Origin of the sequence: Pseudalkalibacillus decolorationis (assembly GCF_024609785.1) — a bacterium.
GTDB classification, from domain to species: domain Bacteria; phylum Bacillota; class Bacilli; order Bacillales; family Fictibacillaceae; genus Pseudalkalibacillus; species Pseudalkalibacillus decolorationis.
In genome coordinates, this window is sequence record NZ_JANHJQ010000003.1 from 245251 (window position 1) to 264871 (window position 19621).

Consider the following 19621-nt stretch of genomic DNA (forward strand, 5'->3'; position numbering starts at 1 on the left):
ACGTTGTATCGGGCGGATTAATCGGTAACGCCTTGACGTTCTAACAAACCACCTAGATAGTCAACGTCATTTTCAAGATGCTTCGAATAATCCTTGTTATTCATATATTTTACCTCTACTCCCATTTCTTCCATTTCCTTGATGAATTCAGGATTTTCTGCAACCTTCCCAATGGCATCACTTAAGGTTTTGATGATTTCTTCAGGTGTACCTTCTGGTGCGAAAATACCTCGATTTGTTGCATTTGTAAAATCAATACCTTGCTCTTTCAGCGTTGGAACATCTGGAAGAGCTGGCGTTCTTTCTTCAGTCGCAATTCCTAGAATCTTGAGCTGGTTTGCCTTCATATATTCCTGTGCCGCTGGAATGGTTGTCGCACCAAAGTCAAGATGCTGGCCTAGTAATGCTTGGGTACGTTTTGCTGTACCGTTATAGCCGACAATATTGAATTTTACATCCGCCGTATCCTGAATACCTAAAGGTACAATGTGAGACGTTGAACCGACTGATGCACCAAAGCTAATCGATTCTGGATCATCTTTCAACTGATCGACCACATCCTGCATACTATCCCAAGGGTTGTCCACATGTGTGGCAATCAATTGGGGTGCAGATGTGAGGAGTGAGACGGGTTCGAAGGCAGAATAGTCAAAATCGGCTTTCCCCATTAATTTCGAGATTCCAATTGAATCGTGGCCTGCCAGTAGGGTGTACCCCATCGCTTCTTGTGCACCGATTGCTCCGCTACCCCCGCCGATGTTTTGAATGGTAATTTTTGCGCCTAATTCGTCCTCTAGATATTTAGCGGCGATTCGATTGATAACATCCGTATCACCACCTGCACCCCATGGGACTATAAGCTTGATATTCTTTTGTGGGTACTCCGCTGATTCACCAGAGGATGAACACCCAGCTAATGCCGTAATGCTTGATACGAGTAGTACAAATACTAGGAACAATTTCTTCTTCAGTTGTTTCATTAATACTCCCCCTTTTTACAATGATAGGAAATCAACCCTTTTAGCTACATTTGTTAAGCATTTTATTGTTTTGACTCCCTTTTGTTAGGTTTAAGTATATAAAAAATATTCAGATAAGTCCATGTATAGTGCAAATTTTCTAACATCTTGAATTTCATGGTACCCGAAACCCCATCACGACACCGTTTTAAAGTGGTAGGGGAAAGACTAAAAAAATTCGAATGGAAACAGGTTAACCTGTTTCCATTCGAATTTTTACTTTAGGCATTATGAAATTGATTCACTCATCCTTCTTATAAACAATCTCCCCATTAATGAAGGTCGTTTCAACGCTATTTCTTAAATCAAATGGGTCACCGCTCCAAATAACAATGTCCGCGTCTTTACCTTCTTCTAATGAACCGACTCGATCATCTATTCCAAGATGTCTTGCTGCTGTTAAGGTAATGGATTTCCATGCTTCTTTTTCATCAAGTCCATATTTCACAGCGGTTGCTGCACTGGAAAGCAGATATTCGATTCCAACTACTGGATGATCGGTTGTAATGGAAATAGGGACCCCTGCTTCTGCTAGTACTTTTGGTGTGTTCCAACCTTTATCTGATAGTTCTATTTTCGACCTAGTGGACATCGTAGGGCCAATTGAAGCGTGAAAGCCGTGTTCTGCAACATAATCTGCAATGTGATGTCCTTCCGTACAGTGTTCGATAGAAATTTCGATATTAAACTCTTTAGCCAGTCTGATTAGAGTAACAATGTCATCGGAACGGTGAGCATGAGCCCGTAAAGGAACTTCCTTTCTTAGTACCTTACATAAATTTTCTAAGCCTAGATCGAAATCAACTTCTTTTCCGCGATCTTTTTTATCCAAGTATTGCTGAGCTTTCCGCATTTCTTTTCGGAATAAGGCTGCAATTCCCATTCTAGTGATAGGTGCCTTTCCTTTTGTTCCATGGAGTCGTTTGGGGTTCTCACCAAATGCAGCTTTCATACCAGAAGGTTGTCGGATAACCATTTCATCAACAATCGTTCCGACGGTTTTAAGTGTGACCATTTCACCTCCAATGACATTTGCACTTCCAGGGAGTACTTGAACAGTTGTTACACCAGCTTTTCTTGCATCTTCAAACCCCTTTTCTCGTGGATTGATCCCATCGATTGCTCTTACTTCCGGAGTGATTGGATCACTGGTTTCGTTGAAGTCATGCCCCTCAGTACCAATACCCTCCTCGTGTACACCCAAATGTGTATGTACATCAATCAACCCAGGACTGACAACTTTTCCACCGGCATCAATGACGGTGGTTACATGTTCGCTTTCTATTGAAGAACATCCGATCTTTTCAATTTTTCCCTCTTTAATTAAAATTTTCCCTTCCTTAATGACGTCACCTGTCCCGACAATAATGGTTCCGTTTTCAATGAGTATCACTTTTCCGACTCCTTCCAACATTTCTTAACATTATTTTTGAAAAACACTTGCAAAAAGAATACTGAAAATTTATACTGTTCTAAAATTACTTTTTTTAATAGTAAAGTATAAATTTAGTATTGTAAATAGTAATGTATTAAAGACTTTAGTCCTATTTATGAAATTATTTAATGATATTTGTATCGAAAGGGGTAGTTCAGATGACGACATTTATAACCAAAGAGGTGATCGATAATCTGGACAAAAAGATCATAAAATTTCTCTCAAAGAACGGTCGGATGTCCTTTGCTGAAATTGCAAATAACCTAGATGTGACAGAAAAAACGGTTCGTACCCGTTATAACAATATGGTTGAAAACGACATTATTGAAGTTGTAGGGGTAGTGAATCCGATCACATTAGGGATAAAGGCTGCGGCCATCATTCAATTAAAGGTCGCCCCACAACATATCGATCAAATCATCGAGGAATTGAAGAAGGTTCCGTTCATTCGTTACATCACGTCAACATCAGGGGAATATCAGCTACTCGCTCAGTTGAACATGAGGGATTATGAAGAGTTGGGCGAAACGATAAAAATCATTCATCGGATACCAAACATAACGACAACGAATGTCATCATCCAAATGGATATTTATAAAAACACATTTGAATTCATCTAAACGGAGCTAGCTTTTTATCAATAAAATTCAGAAAAATCTGATTTGGAGGGAGGTTGGAGAATGTTTAAAACCCTAAAGCAGTTGACAGATCTCTCAGGGCCAAGTGGCTATGAACAACCTGTTACATCATACATCAAGGAAAGAACTTCATCGTATAGTGATCAGGTAAATGTAGATGCAATCGGGAATGTAACTGTTTCTTTGAAGGGAAACAAACCTGGACCAAAAGTTTTAGTAACTGCACATATCGATGAAGTCGGTTTTATCGTTAAAAAGATTGAGGAAAACGGCCTGGTTCGATTCGAGAAGCTTGGTGGACATGATGACAGGATTCTACTTGCCCAAAAAGTTATGGTGCGAAGTAAAAGTGGACCATGCTTGGGTGTGATCGGGACGATATCTGCCCATTATAAAAAATTCGATAAACCGGACAAGGTAAGAGATTATCGCCAGCTATACATAGATGTTGGAGCCACTTCTCAACAGGAAGTCACAGAACTCGGTATTGAAGTTGGAGATTCGATTACTTGGGCATCAACCATCGAGCATCTAGGATCTGAACAGACCGGAAAAATCGTCGGAAAGGCATTTGATGATCGGGCTGGTTGTGCAGTATTAATCGAACTTCTCGAAGAACTTCAGGACCGTGATTTTTCAGGGGAATTGATTGCACTTTTTGCAGTTCAGGAAGAGGTTGGTTTGCGTGGGGCAAAAGTAGCGCTTGCCAATTTAGAGTTTGACATTGCCATCGCGCTTGATACAACTGCTGTCAGCGACACACCCGAAGATATGATGGATGGCAGTCTCACTCTCGGAGGCGGAGCTGGTATCAAAATTATGGATGCCAGCTTAATTTCCCATCCGGCAGTAAAGGATAAGCTAGTCGAATTAGCAAAAATGCACGAAATCGCTTATCAGCTGGAGATTTTCACAGGGATCGGAACGAATGCTGGTGCAGTCACCCTTGCGAATAAAGGTGTCCCGACAGGCGTATTGTCAATTCCTTCCCGAAATGCCCATTCACCTGTTGAAGTGATCGATCTACGTGATCTAGAAGCTGTAAAACAATTGCTTTCTGAATTCGTCAAAGATTGCACGGAAGAAACGACATTCCAATTTTAAAAGGGAGAGGAAACTGATGAAAATATTTATTTCAGCAGATATTGAAGGAATTTCAGGAGTCGCAACAAATGTACAGCTTAAGAAAAACGATGAGTACCAACGTTTTCGAAAACTTATGACTCAAGAAGTGAATGCTGCTGTTGAGGGAGCCTTTAAAGGTGGTGCTACGGAAGTTGTTGTTGCAGACGGTCATGGCAATATGTCCAATATTTTAATAGAGGATTTGGATGAAAGGGCACGTCTTGTTTCAGGAAACAATCGAGTTATGTGTCAGCTCCAAGGGTTGGATGAAACATTTGACGGCATCATGTTCATTGGTCATCACGGTAGAGAAGCTGGGTCTGAAAGAACGACGATCAGTCATACGCTCGCTGGCATTTGTGTCGGTGAGATGAAAATTAATGGAAAAGTAGTCGGAGAAACAGAAATGAATGCTGGTGTAGCGGGTGACTTTGACGTACCGACGATTTTGATTTCAGGTGATGATGCTTATGTTACTGAGGTTAAAGAAACATTACCTGATGTTGAAGCAGCCGTTGTCAAATATGGGATTGACCGCTTTGCAGCTGAGTTGATTCCGCCGAAACGTGCTCGAAAAATCATTGAAGAAAAGGCTGAAGCTGCTGTCCGACATTTAAATGAATTCAAGCCTTATAAAGTTAAAGGACCGATCACATTTGATATTGAATTCAAAGGTTCCCAGCAAGCGTTGATGACAACGACAATCCCATCTGTAGAGCTTATCGGACCAAAAACGATTCGTTTCACATGTGATGATCATGTTACAGCTTATAAGCATATGTGGGGCGTCGTCATTATCGGAATGGCAGCAACGAATGGAGTACTCGGCCACGCGAATGCCTAGTCGATCTGTCTGTCTAGCTTCAGCGCCCAGGTGTTCGAGGTCGCTTCGATTCTTCCACAAACACAAAAAGGGTGTTGTGCTCCAGAATCTCCAGCGCTTGCACTCTCAAGCATAAGTGCAACTTTGGCAATTCGTTATACTCGGCGCTTACCAAGTTTTCTTTATCACACCTGAACAGGGCGCTTACGCTTTTCTTTAAAAGGAGGGAGAAGAGATTTGTATATCATCAAACGATTTTTTACAATGCTGGTAACCATTTGGGTCATAACTACATTAACCTTTATTATTATGCATTCAATACCAGGTGACCCATTCGCCTCTGATGCTGACGTTCTCCCGGAGGAAGTATTGGAGAATATGAGAGCAAAGTATAATTTGGACGAACCTTTGCCCGTCCAGTATCTGTTGTATCTGAAAAATCTAGTGATGCTTGACTTAGGACCCTCGATTCAATCAGAAACGAGAGATGTCAACACATTAATTGCGGATGGTTTTCCTGCATCTGCTTTACTAGGCATCCAATCTCTTGTCATTGCTCTTATTTTCGGACTGATTTTAGGAATCGTAGCGGCTCTGAATCATAACGGAATCATTGATTACCTCTCAATGGCATTTGCAATCATCGGAATTTCAATACCGAGCTTTATTCTCGCTCCACTACTCATCAAGTATTTTGCAGTAGATTGGGGGCTGTTCCCTGTAGCTTCCTGGGGGACATGGCTTCACACGGTTTTACCATCACTCGCACTTGCGACCGCACCTTTAGCGATCGTTGCCAGGTTCATGCGTTCAAGCATGCTCGAAGTCATGAATCAAAACTATATCAAAACGGCAGATGCCAAAGGATTGAGTACGACGGGAATCGTCATCAAACATGGCGTACGTAATGCGCTGATCCCTGTCATTTCATTTATCGGTCCGCTTGCCGCCTTTCTATTAACCGGAACTTTCGTAATTGAAAAAATCTTTGCGATTCCGGGAATCGGTAAATATTTTGTTGATAGTATTTTCAACCGAGACTTCCCTGTCATTTTAGGGACGACGATCTTTTTCAGTACGATCCTTATCATTACATTATTCCTTGTCGACATCTCCTATCGTATTGTCGATCCAAGAATCAAATTAACGAGCAAGGGGGATTGAGCATGATTGAACGAAGCAATGACAATGTTTTATTTCGCCCCATTGATCGCAGCAGATTTAATCAAGAGGAGCTTGTCCGTCCAAGTTTGAGCCAATGGAAAGAAACGGTTTTGAAAATTGTAAAAAACAAATTGGCGGTTCTCGGGTTGATTCTGCTAGTTGTCATCACGTTTTTTGCTATATTCGGTCCCCACATGGTCTCTTATAGCTATTCTGACCAAAGCTTAACTACGCGAAACCTTCCGCCAAGCAGTGATCATTGGTTTGGAACAGATGCACTTGGGAGGGACATGTGGGCAAGAACATGGTACGGGGCAAGGATTTCGTTAACGATCGGAGTTGCCGCTGCCGTTATTGATCTGATTTTAGGCCTCCTTGTCGGAGGGATTTCCGGTTACATGGCTGGTAGAGGGAAGATCGGTGATCGAGTTGATAGTATCCTCATGCGGATCGTCGAAATTTTATACGGAATTCCATATCTTCTCGTAGTGATATTGTTGCTCGTTGTCATGGAGCCCGGCTTATGGACAATTATTCTCGCCCTTTCCATCACCGGCTGGGTAGGAATGGCTAGGATCGTCAGAGGGCAAATCCTGCAACTGAAAGAACAGGAATATGTCTCAGCCGCCCAGAAGCTTGGAACACCACACCGGAAAATTATTTGGCGCCATCTATTCCCAAACATGATCGGAATCATCATCGTTAATTTGACGTTCACGATTCCACAAGCAATTTTTGCCGAATCTTTCCTTAGCTTCATCGGTTTAGGTGTACAGGCTCCGATCGCAAGCTGGGGTACGATGGCCAACGATGCACTCGGTGTTATTTTAACAGGACAATGGTGGAGATTGTTCTTTCCAGGTTTCTTGATTTCACTTACGATGTTTGCCTTTAACGTATTCGGTGATGGATTACAGGATGCCCTTGATCCACAGGCAAAGGACTAAGGAGGGATAAAATGAGTCGTTTATTAGAGGTCGAAGATTTACAGGTCTCCTTTAAAACATATGGTGGAGAAGTGAAAGCTGTCCGCGGAGTCGATTTCTATCTCAATCAAGGTGAAGTCCTTGCAGTTGTAGGAGAGAGTGGCTGTGGTAAGAGTGTGACCGCCCAATCAATAATGGGGCTTCTTCCGAAAAAAGTGAGCAGGATCAAAGGTGGAAGTGTCACGTTCGAAGGGGAAGAGATATTAGGATTACCGAAAAAGCAGATGCAAGCAATCAAAGGTTCGAAAATCGGGTTGATTTCTCAGGATCCAATGACGTCACTCAACCCGACAATGATGGTTGGAAAGCAAATTGCTGAAGTGATAAAGAAACATACCGATATAGCCAAAAACCAAATTAAGGTTCGTGTGATTGAATTGTTGGCGATGGTCGGACTCCCGAATCCAGAACAGCGCTATAGCCAGTATCCACATGAGTTAAGCGGGGGTATGAGACAACGAGTCTTAATTGCAATGGCGATTTCGTGTGACCCACAGCTGATTATTGCAGACGAACCAACGACAGCATTAGACGTAACGATTCAAGCTCAAATACTAGATTTGTTAAAAGATCTGCAGAAGTCCCTCGATACGTCGATCATGATTATCACCCATGACCTCGGTGTTGTTGCAGAAGTAGCCCAAAGAGTAGCTGTCATGTATGCCGGAGTAATTGTTGAGAGCGGCACAGTAGAGGAAATCTTTGAAAATCCCGATCATCCTTATACGTGGGGATTGCTCAATTCAATACCCAAATACGGCAGCGGTGAAAAAGACCGGTTGATCCCAATTCAAGGATCTCCTCCTGATCTTTTTGCCCCACCAACAGGATGTCCATTTGCGGCACGGTGTGAATATGCCATGGAAATTTGTGTGCAAGAAATGCCGGATAAGAAACGTACCTCTGAAACTCATCATGCTAGATGCTGGTTGAATGATCCGAGAGCTCCATTGGTCAAAGATCTAATTTCAGCGGGGAGGGCGGAATAATGTCAGAGCCACTTTTAGAAGTTAAAAAGGTCAAAAAATACTTTAAAGTAGGCGGCAAAAAATCTTTAAAAGCTGTCGATGACATTTCTTTTTCAATCAAAAAAGGTGAAACACTCGGTCTTGTTGGTGAAAGCGGAAGTGGAAAATCTACTCTTGGACGAACAGTTGTAGGCCTTCATAACGCCACTGATGGCCGTATCATTTTCAAAGGTAAAGACATGAGCACGCTAAGGGGGAAGGAAGCAAGGGAATTCAATAGAGCAATGCAAATGATCTTCCAAGATCCGCATGCCTCACTGAATCCGAGAATGCGTGTCATTGATATTATCGCAGAAGGTATCGATGCACACAGTCTTTTAAAAGGGAAAGAAAGGAAGGAAAGAGTATTTGAACTCTTAGAAAAGGTCGGGCTTAGTCAAGACCATGCGAAGCGCTATCCCCATGAGTTCAGTGGTGGCCAGCGGCAACGGATCGGAATTGCAAGAGCGCTTGCGGTTCAACCTGACTTTATCGTAGCCGATGAACCAATATCAGCTCTTGATGTATCGATACAGGCACAAATCGTCAATTTGATGGAAGACCTTAAGGAAGACGAAGGATTGACCTACCTGTTCATCGCCCATGACCTTGGAATGGTGAAGCATATCAGTGATCGTATTGGTGTGATGTATCTTGGAACCATGATGGAGCTGGCAGAAAGTGATGCCTTATTCGAGGAGCCGCTTCATCCTTATACCCAGGCACTTATGTCAGCAATTCCAATACCAAATCCGAAAGAAGTCGGTCAAAGAGAACGAATTGTTTTACCAGGAGATCCGCCGAGCCCGATTACTCCTCCTTCAGGCTGTCGTTTCCGTACACGCTGCCCACAAGCGATGGACATTTGTGCGAACGCAACGCCAGAATGGTTGGAAGCAAAAGAAAATCATTGGGTCGCTTGCCATTTATACAATTCTTAATAAATTTAGAGGAGGAAGATCAATGAAAAAAAGCGTATTGATGAGCTTGTTGATGGTCTTGGTTGTTGTGCCTTTTCTCTCTGCGTGTAGTGAAGACAGCGCATCAGAAGGAAAGGTAGAACAGGAAATTACAGTGAATGCAAAGAGTGAGCCACCATCATTGGACCCTGCATTGGCGACAGATACTACCTCAGGTTGGATCATCGATCATTTGTTTGAAGGGTTATACACGAAAAACAAAGAGGGTGAAGTGACCCCTGCCCTTGCTGAGGACGTAAAGGTTTCCGAAGATAAAAAGGTTTATACGATCACATTACGCGATTCAAAATGGTCGAATGGAGATCCTGTGACTGCCGGTGATTTTGAATATGCATGGAAACGGGTCCTGAACCCTGAAACAGGAAGTGCTTTCGCTTTTTACCTATACTATTTAAAAGGAGCAGAAGCCTATAACAAAGGCGAAGGCTCAGCAGACGATGTAGGAGTTACAGCCGTCGATGACAAAACCTTGAAAGTCGAATTGAAATCTCCGACTGGATTTTTTGAAAAATTACTCGCTTTTTGGCCTTACTACCCAGTAAATCAATCGGTTGTTGAAGAAAATGAAAACTGGGCTGCAGAAGCGGATGGTTTTGTAAGCAATGGTGCCTATACGTTGAAAAGTTGGGAACATGATAGTCAGCTTGTTGCTGAGAAGAGCAACAAATATTGGAATAAAGATAGCATCTCAATGAAAAAGATCACATGGGAAATGGTTAACGACGCAACAACTTATTATCAAATGTACCAGTCGGGTGAACTCGATCTGATCGATACGTTGCCGATCGATGTCATTCCTCAAGAAAAAGAAAGTGAAGATTTCAAGATCACTCCGTATTTCGGAACGTACATGTACATGTTCAATGTTGAAAAAGAACCATTCAACAACCCGAAAGTCAGAAGAGCATTCAACCTGGCTATCGATCGGAAGTTGATCACAGAAAATATTTCACAAGCTGGTGAGAAGCCTGCATATGCATTCGTTCCATACGGAGTTGAAACGCCTAAAGGTGACTTCCGTGAACAAAAGGAAACGTATTTCGAAGAAAATGTTGAAAAGGCGAAACAGTTGTTAGAAGAAGCGAAGGAAGAAGAAGGATGGGACAAGATTCCAAAGGTCGAAATGATTTATAACACGTCTGACAACCATAAAAAAATTGCTGAAGGTATTCAGGAAATGCTGAAACAGAATCTCGGAATTGAAGTTACATTGAATAACCAAGAATGGAAAACGTACCTTGATACAACGAAACAAGGAAACTTCCAAATGGCACGAATGGGCTGGATCGGCATCTATGTAGATCCGACTCCAATTCTGGACTATTACTTGGGGGATAGCCCGAATAATCGTACAAACTGGGTTAATGAAAAATATGATGCCCTAATAGAAAAATCGAAAGGAATTCAGGACGAGGCGAAACGGATGGAAGTACTTCATCAGGCGGAAAGTGTCTTGATGAAAGACTTGCCGTTTATGCCAGTATACTTCTATTCTCATAACTTCTTAACATCACAGAAGTATAAAGGAATTGTGTACCCAGTAAACCGTATGCCTGATCTGCGTTGGGCTGAAAAAGTATCGAATTAGTAACTTGTAAGAATGGGAGTGATTCATTAGGGGCAAGCTTAACGGTTAGGATTCTGAGCTTGCCCCCTTGAATCATCTCTTTTTACTTCAATTGAAAGGTAGAGGAATATGGTTAGTTATATTTTGTTAATATTATTTTCTGTAGTTGCTTTAATAGCAGGCCAAATGGTGACGGACACCGATACATTGACAATGATCAACCTATCCTTTTTCTGGGGATTGATCAGTATTATGGTAGGTGCTTGCTGTTATATCTTTCAAACGGGTTTTCTTGATTTATTTTTGGAAGGATTTAAAAAGATAGCAGCAGTAACCGTTCCGAAATCCCGTTCATTGGAAAGAGTAGATAAGCAATTGAAGGAAGATGCATTTTTACGTTCCTGGAAACAATCGATTTTTACAAAAGCGAAAATCCTTTTCCTTGGGATTGGCTCAGGTATGACACTATTCTCATTTACAATTATGCTTTTTGTTTAGGTTGTTTTCAAGATTTTACAAGGTATATTATATAAAAAACGAAGGTTAGTCGAGAAGGAAGGAGAAAAATGAAGAAACTGTTATTAACTGGTTTCGAGCCTTTTTTGGACCATAGTTCGAACCCAACTGATTATATTGTAAAACAGCTTGATGGAAAGGTCGTTGGAAATTATCAGATAACAGGACATGTACTTCCGGTAGAGTTTGATCGATCAGCTGAAAAACTGTTGAATCATGTACATGAGCTAGAACCTGACGCCGTAATTTCACTTGGACTAGCTGCTGGTAGAAATAAAATCACACCAGAAAGAGTCGCCATTAATGTGAATGATGGGGTAAGGGATAATTCAGGTAACAAGCCTATCGACGTACCGATCATAGAGGCTGGTAATGACGCATATTTTTCAACACTACCGATTCGTAGGATGGTCGACCACCTGCTTGAAAAAGGTATTCCTGCTGAAATATCAAATACAGCGGGGACTTATCTATGCAATAATGTAATGTATTCGATGCTGCATGATACGAGGCAAAGAGGGACCAACATTCCATCGGGCTTCATTCATGTACCAGCCTCGTTCCAACTTGCTGTACAAAATCCTAAGCTGCCTGGATGGCCACTTGATACCATTCAAAAAGCAATTGAATTGGTCATTAAAGTACTTGATGAATAGAGGAAAGCACAATAAAATTGAAGGGTTCAAATAAAAAAGCCTAATTTCTCGCTTACAACACTGAGAAATTAGGCTTTAGTCACTTTTTATAGCGCCCAATTCAGAAAGTATGCTTTTGAGGCAGGTTTTACTACTCATGCACACTCATATGTCTCTAGATGTAGCAGAAGAACGTTTGAGTGGTTGTTATTAAACTTGAACTAAATGATGGTTCTAATTCCGACTTAATACCTTTTTGCAACTTTTTAATAATTTTAAGAAACAAAATTCGCTGCAAACCCTTTGTACTTAGCCATCATTTCAAGAGCGATTTCATAACTTTCCTCTGGTTTGAAAGACTTTCGATCAAAACCAATCATTTCCTTCAAAATCTTATGTGCATAATCCGTATAAACTACTGTGCCATCAGAATCGACTCTTTCGATTCCATCAAGTTTTGCAGATTCTTCATTGATTTTAATAGCCTCTTCTTCCGTAATCCCTTCTGGTAATGCCAGCTCCGCTCCTTTATTGCTGAGAATAATAGGATACCCTCCCGGTAAACCGTTTGGAGACGGTGAATGTGTAAATATCGGTGTTGGATTTAGAAGTGCATACATGTTTTTAATTGTTGAACTTGCGGAAACAGTCGTAAAGTCTGTACCCGAGGGATATAATTTGATCGAATTCCACATCAATTCATCCGTAATAAATTGACTGGTGACGTCTCGATCATTAACTGTAATTTTGAGGAAGTAAGGCCCTTTTTTGTAGCCCGATTCTCGCGGATAAACCCACCATAAGTGATGAGCAACTAAATGTATTTTTATTAAATCAACCGGAACATCTAGTTTACGAGCTACATTAATACGCAATGATGGCTCAATCAATTCAACGTTTCCAATCCCGATTGTTGGAGCCAATCCAACTTCAGCTAAGACTGGATTAGTTAAACATGAAAGTGAAGTATTAATGACATGTGTATCAATTTCTGCTTTCTTAATTGCTCTCATTAACTTGTAAGAAAGACCTAATTGACACGGAAGCCATGCTCCTAGAGTGGCAGAACTTAATCTTTCATATTGTTCTTTTGGCAATTTGCGAATAACATGCCAAGTTTGCATTACTGCGCAGTTAATCACTACTTCAGGTTTATACTTGGAGATGATTTCAGCTGTCCTGTCTACCTCAGAAAGATCAACTCTTTCAAATGTGACCTTTGGATACAATCTGTGGACTGCGGCTCCAAATAAGGCATTGTTAACTCTTTTCTCAGAAATCTCCCGGTTGAAGTCACAAACAATTAACTCTGGACACTTTGGGTCACGAACCAAAAACTCTAAAATATGTGTTCCAACTTCACCTAAACCGACAAGCATCACTTTACTCATTTGGTACCTCCACTTTTATTTTTGGGACAATGTCCCGTTTTTTGTTATCATACTGCATTTTCTTTTAGAAGTAAAGAAAGTATAAAATTTTGCTGCATAGATGCAATGTCTAGCTTCAGCGCCTAGGTGCTCGAGGTCGCTTCGATTCTTTCACAAACACAAAAAGCGTGTTATGTTACAGAATCTCCAGCGCTTGTCGCACCTGGTCAAGGCGCCTGCGCTTTTCTTAACGTACAAAAAGACTCCACCTCTTAAGGTGAAGTCTTACAAGATCAATGTCATTTAAACTCGTTTGAAATTTTATCTGCATATTCTTTAATGATCACTTTCAATTGATCTATATTGTCCATTTTTTGTTGTGTCTTTACTCCTGCTATTGCTAAGGAAGCTTCGATATGGCCATTCGTGTTTACAATGGGTACGGCGATACTGACGGCACCTTCTATTGGGTCATCTATACTAACTGATATTTTATCATTTCTCACTTCATTAACCTGCTTAATAAATTGATCATGGTCAGTGATTGAAGATGAAGCATATTTCACTAAGGGGTTTTCCTTAATGTGGTTTAAAACACTAGAGGTAGGTTGGTAAGCTAAAAAAACTTTGCCGAAATTACCATATGTGATTGGATACTTTTGTCCGGGCTGAGCAAAAAATCTCAGGTTATTCGTCCCTTCTACAGTCTCAATGATAATAATTTCATCTTTTTCCAGAATAGCTAGCTGAACCGTATCACCAATCAGGTCCCTTAATTCCTCCATATGCTTTAAAGCCAGGTCTCTAATTTCATTATGTATTTTCAAATGAGAACTTAGCTCAAGAATTTTATAACCTAAAGAGTACTTATCCGTGGTGTTATTTTTCTTTACTAGACCACGATTTTCCAAAGTTTGCAAAATGCGATGTAATGTACTTTTTGTAATTTCTAATTGATGACCTAACTCCCTTATTGTTTTATTATCTGATTGTCCTAAAGCCACTAATATATCTATTGCTTTGTCTACTGAGGAAACAGCAGAAACCTTCTCTTTTTTTTCACCCATATTACCACCCTTTCACTTAAAATAACATCCGATATTCAATTTAATTTCAGTATACCATGGTTTTAATTATACATATTTCCCTACCTTTACCGCCTGATAGGTTGTTGATCCGGCGGATTGAACCCAAAAAATCCCGAATAATGGCTGAATCTATCCAGCTTTATTCGGGACACAACATTTGAATTTATGCTATTCCAGCCTTCATCAACATCCCATCAAGCGACCTTCCCATATTTTCTTCAAGCCATTTAGCGGTTTTAACTAACTTTTCGAGTTCGGTATTTGTAGGAACATCCATTCCATGAAACATGTTGACCATGTCTTCCGTGCATACATTTCCCACTGCTTTAGGTGCAAACGGGCATCCGCCTAAACCAGCAATCGAGGAATCAAAACGTTTAACGCCTGCTGAGTAACCTGCTAATATGTTAGCTAGACCGAGACCTCGTGTATTGTGAAAATGAAGCCCTAACGTAAGATCATCACCGAATGCTTTCTTAAAAGATGCAACCACACTTTCCACCTGTTTAGGATTAGCCATTCCAGTCGTATCAGCTAACGTAATTTCTGTACATCCAGATTTGATGAAGGTTTCGGCTACCTCCAAGACCCTTTTAACCGGAACCTCCCCTTCAAAAGGGCATCCGAAAGCTGTGCCCAGTACACCCATGACACCTTTTCCAGCATCAATGCCTTCTTTAACGACTCCTGTCAATTCCTCTGTTGCTTTTTCAACGGTTCTCTTTGCATTTTTTAAATTAAACGAATCGCTCGTAGTGGTGACTACATGTAGGTAATCAACATCTGTCTCAAGAGCGCGTGCAAACCCTGACCTGCTTAACACAAGCCCTCCATATCTAATATCACATCTCTTCGGTAATTGTGATAACACCTCTTCGGCATCTACCATTTGTGGAACGACCTTAGGGTTTACAAAGGATACAGCTTCAATGTTTCGTATACCAGCATCAATTAAGTTATTGATTAATTCGACCTTAATGGTTGTGGGTACATGTTTACTTTCATTTTGAAGACCATCCCTTGGACCAACTTCACAAATATCGATCACTTTGCATCCTCCTTAAGAAAATGATTGTCCTTAATGTCGTCTAAATGATTCATTACGTGATCTCTTCCTTGATAGATATGCTCATGCATCGCAATTCTAGCTCGCTCAGGATCTTGCCTTCTTACAGCAGTCAATATTGTTCGATGAAACTCGAGTGAACGTTGTAATTGTGTAAGATTGTACCAGTAAAAAGAACGGTATACGAGTGGAACTACGACAACCTTTGATATATGAAAATGCAAGTGCGGATTTCTTGAAGCTCGGACAACTGCATCGTGAAATTGATGATTGACCCTAGCGATCTCTTTAATACTATTCATGTCATTTTCTTCGTAATTCTCCAACGCCTTTTCAAATGACACATTCGCTGCTTCCATTTCAGTGATGTCTTCTTCTGTACGATTAATAGCTGCTTGGGAAGCAGAGTATCCTTCCAGTAACGTTCTTAAGTCATAGATCTGTTTGATATCCTCTTTTGTAAAATTCCTTACGCTTACTCCGCGTTTTAAAGGAACGATAAGTCCATCCGATTCTAATTGCTTAATCGCCTCGCGTATTGGAGTTCTGCTTAATTGTAATTCATTTGCCAGGCTTTCTTCCGTGAGCCTCATACCAGGTTCATATTTTCCGATAACGATCGCATCTTTAATGTAATTGTATGCATCCATAGAAACACCTCTCATTGATTGTATACAATAATAAATCTATGTTCAATATTTTCTAATAATTTAGGTAAAAGGACCCTTAAAATGAGTTATTTAAGCGCTAAATACATACAAATAATCATCTTTAAAAATGTTATTGATTTTTTGTATACAGTTCTGATAGGATTGTATACAAATATTCAGAAAGTTTAGATTTAATAGTAAATATCCACAAAGAAGGAGGGGTCATATGGGTAAAGATAACGAAAAATTGCCGCTAGAGGGTGTGCGTGTACTAGAATTAGGGTCGCTTCTGGCTGGTCCATTTTCCGGTAGATTACTTGCTGATTTCGGTGCAGAAGTAATCAAAGTCGAGTCCCCTGATAAAGCTGACCCGATGAGAGGTTGGGGCAAAGATAAAAACGGAACAGGACTCTGGTGGCCGATTCAATCCAGAAACAAAAAATCAATCACGTTGAACCTTCGTATCGAAGAAGGTCAACATATATTGAAAGATATGGTGAAGGATGCGGATATCCTGATTGAGAACTTTCGGCCAGGAACAATGGAAAAATGGAATCTTTCGTATGAAACGTTGTCAGGGATTAATCCAAAACTGATCATGATGCGGACTTCTGGATTTGGACAAACAGGTCCTTATAAGCACCGGGCAGGGTTCGGTAGTGTTGGAGAAGCGATGGGTGGATTACGCAATGTCACTGGTTATCCAGATCGTGCCCCTACACGTATTGGTATTTCAGTAGGTGACACACTGGCAGCACTTTTTGCCACAATCGGTTGTTTGGTCGCCTTACATGAAAGAGAGCATTCGGGAAAAGGACAAGTCGTTGACACAGCTCTATACGAATCTGTTTTTTCTGTTATGGAGAGCTTAATTCCGGATTACTTACTTGCAGGGTATGTACGTGAGCGAATGGGAAATATTCTCCCTGGAGTTGCACCTTCCAACATTTATTACACCAAGGATGAAACCTATATCGTAATAGGAGGTAATGCAGATGGTGTTTTCCGAAGACTGTGTGAAGCGATGGGCCAACCTGAGCTTGCAGATGATGAAAGATTTGCAACTCATGAGGCTAGAGGGAAGAACATGAAAATGCTTGATTTGATGATTGAAGAATGGACGAAATCGGTACCAGCTCAAGAAGCTTTGGCTCTTTTAGAAGAGAAAGGTGTTCCATCAGGATTGATCTATTCGGCAAAAGATATCGTTGAAGATCCACATTATAAGGCACGAGAAATGATTGTTTCTGTCGAACATCCAGAACTAGGGGATTTTCCAATGCCAGGAGTTGTACCAAAACTGAGCCGGACTCCAGGAAAAGTGAAGTATCCGGGTGCTGAGAAATTAGGAAAACATAATGCAGAAGTTTACGGAGAGTTATTAGGTTTTAGCCAGGAAAAGATTGAAGAACTAATCGAAATGAGGGTTATTTAAGTTCCAGCTATATTACGAAGATTCTCATCGTTTGAACAAAATCATAAAAATACACGATTTGAAAGAGTAGGCCGCTATTTTCCGCATTCAATTTTTTAAAAATTAAATCAATTGATAAAAGAGAGGGATTAGGCATGGAAAAGAGGACTATAAAGGAACCCATAAGAAAAAAATGGATCTGGATCGTACTCGTTTTGATCATGTTGGCGATTGTTCCATGGTATTTACCAGTGGGATCAGCTGAACCTATCATTTTTGGATTTCCTTATTGGGCATGGATTTCAACATTCTTTTCACTTGTTTTATGTGGTTATTTAAGTTGGTTGACCATCCATGAATGGAACATCGTTGAGGATATTGAGGAAGCTGAAAGGGAGAAGGTGGTTAAAAAGTGAATTTAACATTCTCTGGTGTTGATGGTATTATCATTCTCGCTTTTTATGCGGTTGTGATGCTTGCGATCGGGTACTTTTCTGGTAAAGGTGAAAAGAATATCCATGACAGCTTGTCAGGTTATTATCTAGCAGGTAAGAACCTCGGATTCATCGCCTTGTTCTTTACGTTATATGCAACTCAATATAGCGGAAATACAATCGTCGGTTATGCCCCGGCTGCTTATCGTTCAGGATTTTTATGGCTTCAATCTATTTCCTTCATGACAATCATTATCGGAGTATATCTACTGATTGCACCTAGATTGTATGTTGTCTCTAAACGATTGAACTTTATAACCCCTACAGATTGGTTACGTCATCGATTCAAATCAAAAGCGGTTACATTGCTTGGGGTATTTCTCATGTTATGGGGCCTTGGGAATTATTTGTTAGAGCAACTCGTAGCGATCGGACAAGCGGTTGCTGGAATGACAGGTGGAACGATTCCCTACCAATTTGCGGTTATAGCATTTGTTCTTGTCATGCTGGTGTATGAATGGATGGGCGGTATGAGGGCGGTTGCGTTCACGGATGTTATGCAAGGAATAGTACTCATGGTTGGTATTGTCTTTTTCCTTATTGGTGCACTTTATCTAGTGGGTGGTAATCTATCTGATGTGACGGCATCAATAGCAGAAAGAGAACCTGCTAAAGTGGGGGTGCCACCTATAGAAGGAACGATAAATTGGTTTAGTATTCTGTTATTAGTAGGGTGTGGTGCAGCAATCTATCCCCACGCCATTCAAAGGATTTATTCATCCCAGAGTGAACGGATTCTGAAAAAGTCATTAGCACGTATGGCTTGGATGCCACCTGTGACAACCGGGTTTGTATTTGTGATCGGTATCATTGGTATTTCTATGTTTCCTGGTTTAGATGATGCAAACTCCGAACAACTCGTTGGTATGATGGCGAACGAAATTGCTTCTATTAACACGATCTATTATTGGGTGATGGTTCTCTTCTTTGGTGCTATTGTTGCAGCGATTATCTCTACAGCTGACTCTGTCTTACTGAGTTTTTCATCGATGTTGTCCAATGATATTTATGGGAACTTCATCAATCCGAAAGCATCGGAAAAGAAGAAAGTACTTGTCGGTAAGGTAGGGGGAATAATTGCGGTTATCATTTTGCTGTGGATTGCATGGAACCCGCCTGGAACGCTTTATGAGATCTTTGTTTTAAAATTTGAATTGCTCGTTCAAGTATTCCCTGCTTTTATTCTTGGTTTGTATTGGAAAAGGCTTTCGGCAAAACCGGTATTCTGGGGCATGTTGATTGGCGCAGTTATTGCAGGCCTATTAACATTAACAGGATATGGTACAATTTATGGAATACACGGGGGAATTATCGGATTAGCTGTCAATTTCGGAATCGCAGTAATTGGCTCAATTGCTGTTCCAGTGTCCTCAAAGCACGAAGTCTATGCTGAAGATATTTCCTCCTTGAAAATTGATGCTTAAAGAAAAGCGGAAGCGCCCTGTTCAGGTGCGATAAAGAAAACTAGGTCAGCGCCAAGCATAGCGAAGGCGATTGCCTAAGTTGCACTTATGCTTTAGTGCAAGCGCTGGAGATTCTGGAGCATAACACGCTCTATGTGTTTGTGAAAGAATCGAAGCGACCTCGAGCACCTGGGCGCTGAAGCTAGACATTGCATCTTTGCAACAAAAATTTATACGTTCT

19 protein-coding genes are annotated in these 19621 nt (G+C 40.9%); 13 read left to right on the top strand and 6 right to left on the bottom strand.

The features are described from left to right. Positions 1–17: 17 nt before the first annotated feature. Together NON16_RS04745 and NON16_RS04750 are read right to left on the bottom strand one after the other, a co-directional pair. Positions 18–980, bottom strand: coding sequence for a Bug family tripartite tricarboxylate transporter substrate binding protein (locus tag NON16_RS04745; RefSeq protein ID WP_257347450.1), 963 nt, complete (start codon positions 978–980; stop codon positions 18–20). Between the two features lie 280 nt (positions 981–1260). After that, complete coding sequence (locus NON16_RS04750) at positions 1261–2412, bottom strand: amidohydrolase (protein ID WP_257347451.1); 1152 nt, start codon at positions 2410–2412, stop codon at positions 1261–1263. Between the two features lie 200 nt (positions 2413–2612). On the opposite strand from NON16_RS04750, the gene NON16_RS04755 reads away from it, so the two are divergent. The 10 genes from NON16_RS04755 to pcp all read left to right on the top strand — a co-directional run bounded on the left by NON16_RS04755 (position 2613) and on the right by pcp (position 11916). Continuing rightward, positions 2613–3074 carry an Lrp/AsnC family transcriptional regulator gene (locus tag NON16_RS04755; protein WP_257347452.1) on the top strand — a complete coding sequence of 154 codons (462 nt, stop codon included), beginning with the start codon at positions 2613–2615 and terminating at the stop codon, positions 3072–3074. Between the two features lie 60 nt (positions 3075–3134). Then, the gene (locus NON16_RS04760) at positions 3135–4196 is read left to right on the top strand and encodes a M42 family metallopeptidase (RefSeq protein WP_257347453.1); all 1062 of its coding nucleotides are present in this window, start codon (positions 3135–3137) and stop codon (positions 4194–4196) included. A gap of 16 nt (positions 4197–4212) precedes the next feature. Further along, a complete protein-coding gene (locus NON16_RS04765) occupies positions 4213–5061 on the top strand; it encodes a M55 family metallopeptidase (protein WP_257347454.1) in 849 nt (282 codons plus the stop codon). A 216-nt stretch (positions 5062–5277) separates the two neighbouring features. After that, the gene (locus NON16_RS04770; RefSeq protein ID WP_257347455.1) at positions 5278–6204 is read left to right on the top strand and encodes an ABC transporter permease; all 927 of its coding nucleotides are present in this window, start codon (positions 5278–5280) and stop codon (positions 6202–6204) included. A 2-nt stretch (positions 6205–6206) separates the two neighbouring features. Continuing rightward, positions 6207–7151 carry an ABC transporter permease gene (locus tag NON16_RS04775; RefSeq protein WP_257347456.1) on the top strand — a complete coding sequence of 315 codons (945 nt, stop codon included), beginning with the start codon at positions 6207–6209 and terminating at the stop codon, positions 7149–7151. Positions 7152–7162: 11 nt separating this feature from the next. Next, positions 7163–8179, top strand: a complete 1017-nt coding sequence (locus tag NON16_RS04780; protein WP_257347457.1) for an ABC transporter ATP-binding protein — start codon at positions 7163–7165, stop codon at positions 8177–8179. Beyond that, the gene (locus NON16_RS04785) at positions 8179–9138 is read left to right on the top strand and encodes an ABC transporter ATP-binding protein (protein ID WP_257347458.1); all 960 of its coding nucleotides are present in this window, start codon (positions 8179–8181) and stop codon (positions 9136–9138) included. The genes NON16_RS04780 and NON16_RS04785 overlap by 1 nt, the downstream gene beginning before the upstream one ends. 22 nt (positions 9139–9160) lie before the next feature. Further along, on the top strand, positions 9161–10765 hold the full coding sequence (locus NON16_RS04790; protein ID WP_257347459.1) for a peptide ABC transporter substrate-binding protein: 1605 nt from the start codon (positions 9161–9163) through the stop codon (positions 10763–10765). Positions 10766–10873: 108 nt separating this feature from the next. After that, positions 10874–11242 carry a DUF3899 domain-containing protein gene (locus NON16_RS04795; RefSeq protein ID WP_257347460.1) on the top strand — a complete coding sequence of 123 codons (369 nt, stop codon included), beginning with the start codon at positions 10874–10876 and terminating at the stop codon, positions 11240–11242. A gap of 68 nt (positions 11243–11310) precedes the next feature. Then, the gene (gene pcp / locus NON16_RS04800; protein WP_257347461.1) at positions 11311–11916 is read left to right on the top strand and encodes a pyroglutamyl-peptidase I; all 606 of its coding nucleotides are present in this window, start codon (positions 11311–11313) and stop codon (positions 11914–11916) included. Positions 11917–12170: 254 nt separating this feature from the next. On the opposite strand, the gene NON16_RS04805 is transcribed toward pcp, so the two are convergent. The 4 genes from NON16_RS04805 to NON16_RS04820 form a co-directional block, all read right to left on the bottom strand. Further along, positions 12171–13286 carry a saccharopine dehydrogenase NADP-binding domain-containing protein gene (locus NON16_RS04805; RefSeq protein ID WP_257347462.1) on the bottom strand — a complete coding sequence of 372 codons (1116 nt, stop codon included), beginning with the start codon at positions 13284–13286 and terminating at the stop codon, positions 12171–12173. A gap of 278 nt (positions 13287–13564) precedes the next feature. Next, on the bottom strand, positions 13565–14332 hold the full coding sequence (locus tag NON16_RS04810; protein WP_257347463.1) for an IclR family transcriptional regulator: 768 nt from the start codon (positions 14330–14332) through the stop codon (positions 13565–13567). A gap of 184 nt (positions 14333–14516) precedes the next feature. After that, entirely contained in the window at positions 14517–15401 is an 885-nt protein-coding gene (locus NON16_RS04815; RefSeq protein WP_257347464.1) for a hydroxymethylglutaryl-CoA lyase, read from the bottom strand. Next, a complete protein-coding gene (locus NON16_RS04820) occupies positions 15398–16069 on the bottom strand; it encodes a GntR family transcriptional regulator (protein ID WP_257347465.1) in 672 nt (223 codons plus the stop codon). Before NON16_RS04820 ends, NON16_RS04815 begins: the two co-directional genes overlap by 4 nt. Positions 16070–16295: 226 nt before the next feature. On the opposite strand from NON16_RS04820, the gene NON16_RS04825 reads away from it, so the two are divergent. The 3 genes from NON16_RS04825 (at position 16296) to NON16_RS04835 (ending at position 19401) form a co-directional block, all read left to right on the top strand. After that, positions 16296–17504 (top strand): CaiB/BaiF CoA transferase family protein, encoded by a 1209-nt coding sequence (locus tag NON16_RS04825; RefSeq protein WP_257347466.1) that lies wholly within the window; start codon positions 16296–16298, stop codon positions 17502–17504. Positions 17505–17638: 134 nt separating this feature from the next. Further along, entirely contained in the window at positions 17639–17899 is a 261-nt protein-coding gene (locus tag NON16_RS04830) for a hypothetical protein (protein WP_257347467.1), read from the top strand. A gap of 56 nt (positions 17900–17955) precedes the next feature. Next, positions 17956–19401, top strand: coding sequence for a sodium:solute symporter family protein (locus NON16_RS04835; RefSeq protein WP_372508746.1), 1446 nt, complete (start codon positions 17956–17958; stop codon positions 19399–19401). Positions 19402–19621: the final 220 nt, after the last annotated feature.

Excerpts from the sequence above, each read along its gene's own strand:
- NON16_RS04745 (WP_257347450.1), bottom strand. The coding sequence starts at position 980 with ATGAAACAACTGAAGAAGAAATTGTTCCTAGTATTTGTACTACTCGTA.
- NON16_RS04755 (WP_257347452.1), top strand. The coding sequence starts at position 2,613 with ATGACGACATTTATAACCAAAGAGGTGATCGATAATCTGGACAAAAAG.
- NON16_RS04760 (WP_257347453.1), top strand. The coding sequence starts at position 3,135 with ATGTTTAAAACCCTAAAGCAGTTGACAGATCTCTCAGGGCCAAGTGGC.
- NON16_RS04765 (WP_257347454.1), top strand. The coding sequence starts at position 4,213 with ATGAAAATATTTATTTCAGCAGATATTGAAGGAATTTCAGGAGTCGCA.
- NON16_RS04775 (WP_257347456.1), top strand. The coding sequence starts at position 6,207 with ATGATTGAACGAAGCAATGACAATGTTTTATTTCGCCCCATTGATCGC.
- NON16_RS04780 (WP_257347457.1), top strand. The coding sequence starts at position 7,163 with ATGAGTCGTTTATTAGAGGTCGAAGATTTACAGGTCTCCTTTAAAACA.
- NON16_RS04785 (WP_257347458.1), top strand. The coding sequence starts at position 8,179 with ATGTCAGAGCCACTTTTAGAAGTTAAAAAGGTCAAAAAATACTTTAAA.
- NON16_RS04790 (WP_257347459.1), top strand. The coding sequence starts at position 9,161 with ATGAAAAAAAGCGTATTGATGAGCTTGTTGATGGTCTTGGTTGTTGTG.
- NON16_RS04795 (WP_257347460.1), top strand. The coding sequence starts at position 10,874 with ATGGTTAGTTATATTTTGTTAATATTATTTTCTGTAGTTGCTTTAATA.
- pcp (WP_257347461.1), top strand. The coding sequence starts at position 11,311 with ATGAAGAAACTGTTATTAACTGGTTTCGAGCCTTTTTTGGACCATAGT.
- NON16_RS04805 (WP_257347462.1), bottom strand. The coding sequence starts at position 13,286 with ATGAGTAAAGTGATGCTTGTCGGTTTAGGTGAAGTTGGAACACATATT.
- NON16_RS04810 (WP_257347463.1), bottom strand. The coding sequence starts at position 14,332 with ATGGGTGAAAAAAAAGAGAAGGTTTCTGCTGTTTCCTCAGTAGACAAA.
- NON16_RS04820 (WP_257347465.1), bottom strand. The coding sequence starts at position 16,069 with ATGGATGCATACAATTACATTAAAGATGCGATCGTTATCGGAAAATAT.
- NON16_RS04825 (WP_257347466.1), top strand. The coding sequence starts at position 16,296 with ATGGGTAAAGATAACGAAAAATTGCCGCTAGAGGGTGTGCGTGTACTA.
- NON16_RS04830 (WP_257347467.1), top strand. The coding sequence starts at position 17,639 with ATGGAAAAGAGGACTATAAAGGAACCCATAAGAAAAAAATGGATCTGG.
- NON16_RS04835 (WP_372508746.1), top strand. The coding sequence starts at position 17,956 with ATGCTTGCGATCGGGTACTTTTCTGGTAAAGGTGAAAAGAATATCCAT.